The sequence below is a fragment of the Candidatus Cryptobacteroides sp. genome (genome assembly GCF_056207615.1).
In genome coordinates, this window is sequence record NZ_JBAEER010000138.1 from 1 (window position 1) to 3,791 (window position 3,791).

Consider the following 3,791-nt stretch of genomic DNA (forward strand, 5'->3'; position numbering starts at 1 on the left):
AGTCTCGGCGGTTCCGCAATCGAGAGCTGGATCTCGGAAGAGAAGCTCATGACCGTACCTCAGATCGCAGCACAGAAGGCAGAGGCAGACAAGCAGAAAGCCGCACAGCTTGATCTCGGACAGGTAGGGGGCTGGGAGAAAGAGAACTTCGACGACTCGGACTGGGCCGAAGTCCAGGAGCCCGCATACCTTACCACTTCCGGCATAGGAAGGGGAGTCATCTGGTTCCGCAAGACCGTGGACGTACCGGCTTCGATGGCTGGACGCCATGCCAAGATAAGGATGGGCCGTATGGTCGACGGCGACGAGGTGTTCGTCAACGGAGTACTCGTGGGCTCAACCTCATATTTCGGACCTCCGCGCAAGTACGACATCCCTGCCGGACTTCTCCATGAGGGAAAGAATGTCGTAGCTGTGAGACTCACTGCGAACGGAGGTGACGCAGGATTCGTACCGGACAAGCCATACAGCATCACGGGCGACGAGGCGGTCGTGGATCTCACCGGAACATGGAAATACAAGGTCGGAAGGGCCGCACAGCAGGGCAGGTCTGGGGCAGGCTTCGGCGGCTCGAGAGGATTCACCGGCGCAGGTCTGTACAACGGCATGATATGGCCTCTCAGGAACACCAAGATCGCTGGCGTGATCTGGTACCAGGGCGAATCAAACGCCGGCAGGTACGCAAGCTATGAGAACCTTCTCACCAAGCTGATCGAAGACTGGAGAGGACTCTTCGAGCGTCCTGAACTTCCGGTCATGATCTGTCAGCTTCCTAACTACATGGACAAGTACGCGCAGCCTACCGACAGCGATTGGGCACGCATACGCGAAGCTCAGCGTAACGTCAGCCGCAGCGTCCCTAACACCGCCCTTGCGGTCAGCTATGATACCGGAGAATACAACGACATCCATCCTCTCAACAAGAAGGACATGGCAAAGAGGCTCTATACTGCAGCCAGAGCCGTCTATTACGGAGAGAAAATCGTTTCCGAGGGTCCTGCATACGAGAGCATGAAGGTGGACGGCTCGAAGATCATCCTCACTTTCAGCAATGTCGGCGGCGGACTCAAGGCTCGCGAAGGCCAGCTCAAGCATTTCGCAATCGCCGGAGCGGACAGGAAGTTTGTATGGGCGAACGCCACCATCAAGGGCAGCACCATCATCGTCTCAAGCCCTGAAGTCAAGGAGCCTGTCGCAGTGCGCTACGCATGGGCAGACAACCCTGACGATGCTAACCTCATCAACAAGGAAGGCCTTCTCGCTTCTCCTTTCAGGACAGACGACTGGGAATACACGCCAAAGGTCGGCCGCCTTGATGTGACCGACTAGCTTGAGATATTAACTCTACCAATCATTGACGTGATATGAAAAAATCTAAGGAAATTTTATTCTGCTTGGTTTCCATATTGTTTATCTTCACTTGCTGCACGAAAGAGGAGCCTGGGCCATCGGGTGGTCTAAAGGATACGGTTTGGATTCCAGTACATGCCAAAGGAAAATTCGAAACTATTGGTTACTCTATTGAATGGGATGACGACCTGGAACCGGATGGTACACTCTTGATTGTTTACGAGAGAGATGGTGTCGAGATTGAATTCCCAATGACATTCCCGGCATATAAATTCTATCATGAGAAAAGAGAGAATCTTTACATGACATTCAGTATTTCGTCTGAGTATGAGAAACCGGTTTCCAATAAGTATTATTATTTCATACAAAACGGCAAAATATATTTAGAAAAGAGGTCTCATAATGGATATTCATCATCTTCTGCTCCACAGGGGCTGAAGCCAATTGGTAGATATGAGGAATATGTCATAGAGAATTTTACCAAAGACTACATAACCTTCGGTGGCGTCACCTATAAAAGAGACAGCCGCAAACATTAAACTCGTTAACGGTTAGAGAACATGGTGGCAAGATTATTATATCTATTAAGTATAATGGCAACCATGATGGTGTCGTCGTCCTGCATCAGGGATATAGTGCTGGATTCTAAAGACAGACCAGTCATTGCCGTAGAGTGTATACTTTCTGACACTACAGTCCAAAAATTGAACCTGTCGTTTGCAAAGACCCCTTCAGAAGCGATTGCAAAACCGCTCGACAAGGCTAAGGTGACATTGACTGACATCACAGAAGGAAGGCTCATAGGTGAATTCAAACAGATCGCGGATGGTTCATGGGAGCTTCAATTCAGACCTGTCAGCAATCACAGATACGGACTTGATGTATATGTTGGCGGCTACGATGAGATTCATGCCGAGGATACGATGGTGGAGACATTAAGAGTACGTATGGAAAACTATTCAAATCCATTTGCTGATTTCTATTTTCGCACACCGTCAGAAGACGGCCCGTACGGCTGGATGACAACATATGGGACATATTATAGACCTGTTTTTTCTGACTTTGTATGGGCATACGGCTACAACAAAGACCCTGATAATGGTAAAACCACTATAGTACCCGAGATTTGCACTGATTATCCTTTCGTAGATTCATTCAACCTTACCGGCACCATTTATGACGGAAATGTGGAGTATCTCGATATCGATAATGAAGATGAAATCGTATATGCAAAGTACGTGTTCCCAACATTGATAGGCTATCCCTACCATAAGACTTTCCTACGTTTTCCAAGTAATAAGGATGATAAAACCGGCTTATTTACCATCTCTGGAAACTTCACCAATTATTACGACAAGAACTACAGCAACGTAATTGTAGACGAGAACTCCGCAAGCTTTGTGCGTTTCATGTCAGTGTCTGAAGCCTACGATCATTATTTGAGGGATGCAATATACTATAAGCAACTCCAGGAAAGTTCAGACATAACAACCTTGTACATGAATGAGAATATGTTCTCTAACATAGACGGCGGTGTCGGGATTTTTGCGACAGCATCTATCGTTGACGTCCCTTGGGCATGTTCAAGATATACTGCAAAGATGATGGTCGAGTAGGATAATATTATGAAACGTTTCGTTATAGCTGCAGTCCTTGTATTTTCATGCCATTGGGCTCAGGCCCAGACAGAACTTCGTGACTCATTGAAGGAGGCGACTGTGACAGCTGATATGCTGAGGGTGGTACGCTCGCTAGACAACTACGAGACCGGCGTAAAAGGTATACGAGGTGTAGTATCTCCGTTGGGCGAGGGTGACCTTATAAGATGGGCACAGGCAATGCCGGGAGTGACCACAGGTGCCGATGGATCATCAGCAATCTATGTCCGCGGCGGCAACATGGGTAACAACCTCATAACCCTTGACGGTATCCCTGTATATGGATATTCGCACCTACTGGGTCTCACTACTGTGATCCCGTCAGAGATAATCCAGTCAGCATCCATAAGCAAGGGCGGTTTCGATGCTGGGCTGGGAAACTTCACGGCATCTCATCTGGCCATAGTCACGAAGGAGGTCACGGCGAAAAGGCCTCAGACATCTTTTGCCATAAACAACTTCATGGCCAATGCATCGCTGGAATCTCCTATCGGAAAGAAGATGTCTATTCAATTCACCGGCAGGATTTCACCGCTCACCCTCGAATACAAGGCACTCCACAAGATGCTGCCTGATGTTCTTGACATGGACGGTTTCCGTGCAGGAGTCGGTGACGCATTCCTCAAATATGCATGGGACATCGGAGGAGGACGTTCGCTGAAAGCCTCCGGGCTGTACAGCATGGACCGATACTCGTTCCATCTGAATGACGATTCCAACGAGTCAATGGGATGGCAGAACATCATAGGTGCGCTGACATACCGCAGTGAGCACATGGCCTGG

Annotated in this window: 4 protein-coding genes; all 4 read left to right on the forward strand. The window is 48.8% G+C overall.

Going from position 1 to position 3,791, the window contains the following annotated elements; all coding sequences use genetic code 11:
* Positions 1-1,329 (forward strand): sialate O-acetylesterase (locus tag AC06ND_RS08120; RefSeq protein ID WP_475678485.1); only part of this gene is annotated, 1,329 nt, incomplete at its 5' end.
* A gap of 35 nt (positions 1,330-1,364) precedes the next feature.
* Entirely contained in the window at positions 1,365-1,889 is a 525-nt protein-coding gene (locus AC06ND_RS08125; protein ID WP_475678486.1) for a hypothetical protein, read from the forward strand.
* 21 nt (positions 1,890-1,910) lie between these two features.
* Entirely contained in the window at positions 1,911-2,966 is a 1,056-nt protein-coding gene (locus tag AC06ND_RS08130) for a hypothetical protein (protein ID WP_475678487.1), read from the forward strand.
* A 9-nt stretch (positions 2,967-2,975) separates the two neighbouring features.
* A partial coding sequence (locus AC06ND_RS08135) for a TonB-dependent receptor plug domain-containing protein (RefSeq protein ID WP_475678488.1) occupies positions 2,976-3,791 on the forward strand: 816 nt, incomplete at its 3' end.

What these genes read in the sequence shown, in the direction of transcription:
- AC06ND_RS08125 (WP_475678486.1), top strand. Translation starts at nt 1,365, where the DNA reads ATGAAAAAATCTAAGGAAATTTTATTCTGCTTGGTTTCCATATTGTTT.
- AC06ND_RS08130 (WP_475678487.1), top strand. Translation starts at nt 1,911, where the DNA reads ATGGTGGCAAGATTATTATATCTATTAAGTATAATGGCAACCATGATG.